The sequence below is a fragment of the Robbsia betulipollinis genome, assembly GCF_026624755.1.
Lineage (GTDB): Bacteria > Pseudomonadota > Gammaproteobacteria > Burkholderiales > Burkholderiaceae > Robbsia > Robbsia betulipollinis.
The window spans coordinates 1-5253 of sequence record NZ_JAPMXC010000018.1; the positions used below are offsets into that span (position 1 = coordinate 1).

Annotated in this window: 5 protein-coding genes and 2 pseudogenes; all 7 read left to right on the plus strand. The window is 56.9% G+C overall.

From position 1 onward, the window contains the following. On the plus strand, positions 1 to 264 hold a 264-nt coding region (locus OVY01_RS22660), incomplete at its 5' end, for an integrase core domain-containing protein (RefSeq protein WP_267848900.1). Positions 265 to 371: 107 nt separating this feature from the next. Then, a complete protein-coding gene (locus tag OVY01_RS22665) occupies positions 372 to 1118 on the plus strand; it encodes an N-acetyltransferase (RefSeq protein ID WP_267849911.1) in 747 nt (248 codons plus the stop codon). A gap of 460 nt (positions 1119 to 1578) precedes the next feature. Continuing rightward, positions 1579 to 1817, plus strand: a pseudogene (locus OVY01_RS22670) (transposase domain-containing protein); the annotation flags it as partial. 51 nt (positions 1818 to 1868) lie between these two features. Beyond that, positions 1869 to 2642: a GIY-YIG nuclease family protein gene (locus OVY01_RS22675; RefSeq protein ID WP_267849912.1), complete on the plus strand. Its 774-nt coding sequence runs from the start codon at positions 1869 to 1871 to the stop codon at positions 2640 to 2642. Between the two features lie 513 nt (positions 2643 to 3155). Then, on the plus strand, positions 3156 to 3617 hold the full coding sequence (locus OVY01_RS22680) for a hypothetical protein (RefSeq protein WP_267849913.1): 462 nt from the start codon (positions 3156 to 3158) through the stop codon (positions 3615 to 3617). 386 nt (positions 3618 to 4003) lie between these two features. Continuing rightward, a pseudogene (locus tag OVY01_RS22685) lies at positions 4004 to 4981 on the plus strand (cupin domain-containing protein); the annotation flags it as partial. 26 nt (positions 4982 to 5007) lie between these two features. Beyond that, positions 5008 to 5253 (plus strand): helix-turn-helix domain-containing protein (locus tag OVY01_RS22690; protein WP_267849665.1); only part of this gene is annotated, 246 nt, incomplete at its 3' end.

Sequence of the window (5253 nt, forward strand, 5' to 3'; positions counted from 1 at the left end):
ATCGAACCGTCGGTGGGGAGCCGTGGCGACAGCTACGATAATGCGCTGGCTGAAACCATCAACGGTCTGTACAAGACGGAACTGATTCATCGTCGAGCACCGTGGAAATCCCGGGAATCACTGGAACTTGCCACATTGCAATGGGTGCACTGGTTCAACCATATCCGACTGCTCGAACCCATCGGGTACATCCCACCGGCAGAAGCGGAAGCCAACTACTGGCGTAAAATCGCCAGCGAGTGCGAAAAAGCTGTTTTAACTTAAACCAACCCGCCTCCTCGATATCCGGGGCGCTTCAAGTTTCTCATATCTGTTAGCGCTTCGCGTGCGTAGACGCTGCTTCGGATTCGCAACCGGCAGCTTCCATAGGGTTGGGAGATATTGAACAGCTTATTATCGAGGTAAACATGGTCCCACCCGTCACACGCAGTGCCACTGAAGCTGGCACCAAAAAACTTTTTGAAGAGGCGCTGCCCAAGCCAGTTCGGGCACCACGCAATGAACGTCGGGATTCGATCTCCCGTACCCCACATCTGCTCAGCGGCTTGCCCCGTCGAACTTCCGCTTCCAGTAGTGCTTCCTCCCGGGTGCGGCTAGGTACGGCCAGTCCCCTGGATAAGGTGGCGTATTTGTCTCCTGCTGATTCATATGACTCGGTGGAGAACCTACGTACGCAACTCGACGATCTCGATGAGCGTGCCGCGCCGAGTGGCCCATCAGTTCAGGCATGGGCGGATCGCCTGAGGTACACCGAAGAGCTTCTAGATTTGATTCAGGAAGCCTTGCCGGGAATGGACGAGAATCGCGATGTCGTTATCTCGATGCGTACGGGCATGGTCGTCCTTGAGGGTACATCGCCTCCCACGATCTATGGTTTCGTAACCGCTCCCGATAGTAAGGGTGTCGGAAAAACTCTAATTGAACATGCCGTGAATCTATCCCACGAACGCGCACACGGCGGCCGGATCCAACTGACCGCACTCAACGGTACCTCGCTCCAAATATACGAACATTGGGGATTCGAGAAAGACGCGCAAGGCCGCCGCATGACACTTGACCCAGCCACGTCGTCCAAATGGGCGCGCGTCGGTAGCGCTTGGAGACTCGGTGCCCGATAGTGACTCGCTCAAGACTTGGACACTTCGCCAGATCGCATAACGAAGATCTGATCCGAGGGCCGTGGTCACGGTATTCATCGCTAACACTTTGCGTGATGTCACGGAGCAGGGCTTTCGAGACCTGCCACTCGGCGGCGAGAAGCTGCGGCGGGCCATCGAAATCTAGACCGCCCGTCTATCGTGCATGACGATGCTCATGCGCGACAGACGGGATGACAAGCGCCGCGCGTACGGCTGTCGGTGCCATCGCTGGCGCGGCGGATGGTGCGCCTTTATCGAGGGGTTCCTTGCGGCACCGCTTCCGCCGGCACAAGCGCCGCCGGTGCATTGGGTAGAGACGGCGTGGGATCAACCGGTTGCGCGCTTGCATTCATCTCCAGCGATGTCGCCGGCGCGGGCGTTGCCCGCTTTGCAAGATCCAGTGCTTTGCCCACGACAATTTTGACCGCAGCGCCGAACGGGTCCGCAACCAGCAGATTCGCGGGCCGAAAACCAAATCCGTCCGGTTGCCGTCGGGCGAAAAAACTGGCTATTTGCAGGGTCCCTACGCGCGGGCAAGCGGGCTGCGGCGATCATGAGTCTGCCAAGCTCAACGGGCATGATCCCTACGCCTACCTTAGAGACGTCCTCACGCGTCTGTCCACGCATCTCGCACGCAATATCGATGAATTGCTGCCTCATTATTTTGCCTTTTTGTAATAAAAAAATAATCATAAAATACAAAACTTGATTTTTATAACGAGAAACATAATGGAAAGATTGATCCATATTGGTTTTCAACCGGCTGGCCAATGGCAAATGGACAATGGTTGTCTTATCCTAAATCTGACGAGGATCAGCGAGCAAAAAAATGTTCTTTATGCTTTCATACAGGATAATCAAGTCCAATATGTTGGCAAAACCACGAAGACGCTTAGGCGGCGCATGATGGGGTATCTGAATCCCAGTTCGACTCAAAGAACCAACATGCGCAACCATGAAAATATTCTCAAGCTCCTGCGCAAGGGCAAAAACGTCCACATTTTCGCGTGGGCGGATCAAGGACTGAGTCGGTATGGAGACTTCACCATTAACCTTGCTGCGGCCCTGGAAGACTCGATCATCGAAACGCTTTCACCGCCTTGGAATGGCGGCCGCAGCGAAAAAATCGTGGAGGCAATCGAAGAGAGCGATCCGCCTGACGGCAGCAACGAAGCCGAGCTAGAAGCCCAAGCCATTGATCAGGTCGAATCACACTTCACGGTGGAAATCGGCAAGACCTATTTCGAGACCGGATTTTTCAATGTCCCTGTGCGCCATGAAGGCGGATTCGGACCCGATAAGTCCCTTATCGACATCTATTGCGGCAAAGAGCGAGCGGTAATCCATGCCTGGGTCAGCCGCCGCGCCACGCCAAGCGGCGCCCCTCGAATCATGGGAGGCGCAGCATTCAAAAACTGGATTCAAGCCAATGTGCCCATGGACACCTCGATCGTAGTCCGAGTGCTTTCGCAGTCCGAGATCGTCGTTGAGCGGTCAATTTAACGGCATGACTTCTCTCGCACGGTGACCGGTGGTAACCTAGCGGTAGCCTTATAAATCCATCCCGCACCTCGATTCGCCACCCCACCGATTCCCAGTGTTTTCAGGGACTTAGCAACCCGTCCAGCTACTCCCTGATTCGCCACCAGCATCACCGCAAAGCCGCATTCCCTAACGGGTCTGCGGCTTTTGCTTTTGCGTGGGCGATAAGCCCGTCTGCAAGCCCCTGCCCGTCGTCCCTTTCCCTTTCTCGCTCTACCTCGATCACGTGCGTGTAATGGCCAACCGAGCGCGATACATGCGTTCGAGGCCGATAACGGCATCAAATGGGCTCCCGGCGAGGATCCTGCCGGCCATTTTCTTGAGTCATGCGAAGCATTCCACCAAGGCGAGCACGCTGTCCCGAAGCGCCCCGAAGGAAGCGCATCGGGTATATCCTTTCAAAGCCGCATCGATACTCCCTGTTTCTCTTTATCTTTCAAATAACTTGCATTCATGATGACTCCGATGCCCAGCATGGAAATGCTGTACGACATTCTTTTGGATATCGCCGATGGCAAAGCCGAGCGGGTGACGCAGGCGATTCCGCTGCACGAAGACGGCAAGGCAAAGGGCGAGACCCCGTTGTTGGCCGCCGGATCTCTGGGCAGCATCGCGCTGGACATTCTGCACCAGCGCTTCGGTGCACCCCTGGCGCCCGAATCGCGCGCGTTGCCGAGTTCGAGCGTGCCGTCCGGCCTGCTGCTCGAGCTGGCCCACGGCGATACCGATCTCGTCGCCCAGGCCCGGGCGTCGGCGGAAAGCGGCACACATTCCTCGTTGCCCGCCAAAGGGGCCGCGGGCGTCGCCGTCCTGAGCGTTTTGGCACAGCGTTTCGCAGCGCAAGTGCCCGCGTGGTTGTGGACCTTCAATAGCTCCCTGTCCACCGAGATCCGCGATCCACTTCGCAATTTGTCCCTGGGCCTGCCGGCGGAATAGGCCACCTCTTCCTGTGCATATCGCATAAAAATCACGCGCTTTCCCAGGCCGATCTCAAAGCGCCCGCTGCAGCGGCGTTTTGTCGTTTCTGTCTCCGTGCGCTGTATCGCGACATGCGATGCAACGCACGCACGATCCAAAAAATCCGCCGAAGAAAACGAACAAAAGACCTTCTGGTAGGATGTTTTCGGGAAATGAGGATTTTTCAACTCTGGCCTGGAAAATGAAAGCTGTTTGAAAAATTACGTGTCGCGTATCGAACTTTTTCTTACAAATGACAGACAGTCTTCAACGATCCTCAAACGGGCGGCATGCACTGCGCCTTCACTCCCGGTAGCGATAAGAAACAAGAAAAAGCATCCCTATATCTCGAGGAACATTGCATCATGACCGACTTGTCTCGTCGTAAGGTTCTCGCTGGTGCTGCAGCGGGCGCGGTGGCACTGGGCGCTTCCGTCACCGCCAAGGCAGCGGCCTTTGGGAATCCCGACAACCCGCCCGAAGGCCGGATCAATGCCAAGCCTTCATCGGTGACGGATCCGGGTCCCCAGAACCCGGCTCTTGCCAATCAAATACCGTCTTTTCAAAATCCGCCAGCCACCGACGTCAATGGCATGCAGCTGTTCTGGTCGTCTTTCAGTCTGGCCCACAAGCGGATTCAAAATGGCGGCTGGGCCCGCGAGGTGACGGTCGAGGCATTCCCGATTTCCACGGACATTTCGGGCGTGAACATGCGCCTGGGTGCGGGAGGCGTGCGGGAGTTGCACTGGCATCAGCAGGCGGAGTGGGCCATCATGGTGGCGGGTAGCTGCCGCATCACGACGCTCGATGGTCAGGGCCGCTCGGAAGTCTCCGACGTGGGTGTGGGCGACATCTGGTATTTCCCGCCGGGTCTGCCCCATTCGCTGCAAGGTCTCGGGCCCGACGGTGCCGAGTTCGTTCTCGCGTTCGATAACGGCAAGGCAGGCGAGTTCAACACGCTGATGGTCACGGATTTCTTCGCCCACATCCCGCCGGAAGTGCTGGCGCAGAACTTCGGGGTGCCGCAGGAAGCCTTCAAGAACATTCCGACCGAACAGCGCTGGATTTACCAGGGCACGGTTCCCGGTCCGCTGGCGGACGACCAGCGTTCAGCGGCCTCTCCCCTGGGCAAACCCGAGCACCCGTTCATTTACCGGTTCAGTGCGAGCAAGCCCGTGAAATCGTCGGCAGCGGGCATGGTGCAGATTGCGGATACAAGCAATTTCACCGTTTCCAAGACGATTGCCGCTGCCATGGTCACGCTCAAGCCGGGTTGCCTGCGTGAACTGCACTGGCATCAAAACGCCGATGAGTGGCAGCTTAGACTCAACCATCAAGTGCAACACCCATATTGATATAGGGTGTTGGGATGGAAAAAAGATATTTTCATCTGAGCGCGGAAGAGCGCGCGGCAATCATGATCGAAAGCGGTAAAAACGCGAGCATCCGGTCGATAGCGAGGCTGCTGGGACGCAACGCGTCTAGCATCAGCCGAGAACTCGCGCGTAACCGGACTGAGACGCGCAGGTGTTATGACGCCACTGCCGCTGCAAAGGCGTATCGCGCACGGCGTGAACGAAGCCGAAGGCCACGCAAATTGACCGCTGGTAGTGCG

Excerpts from the sequence above, each read along its gene's own strand:
- OVY01_RS22680 (WP_267849913.1), top strand. The coding sequence starts at position 3,156 with ATGGAAATGCTGTACGACATTCTTTTGGATATCGCCGATGGCAAAGCC.
- OVY01_RS22675 (WP_267849912.1), top strand. The coding sequence starts at position 1,869 with ATGGAAAGATTGATCCATATTGGTTTTCAACCGGCTGGCCAATGGCAA.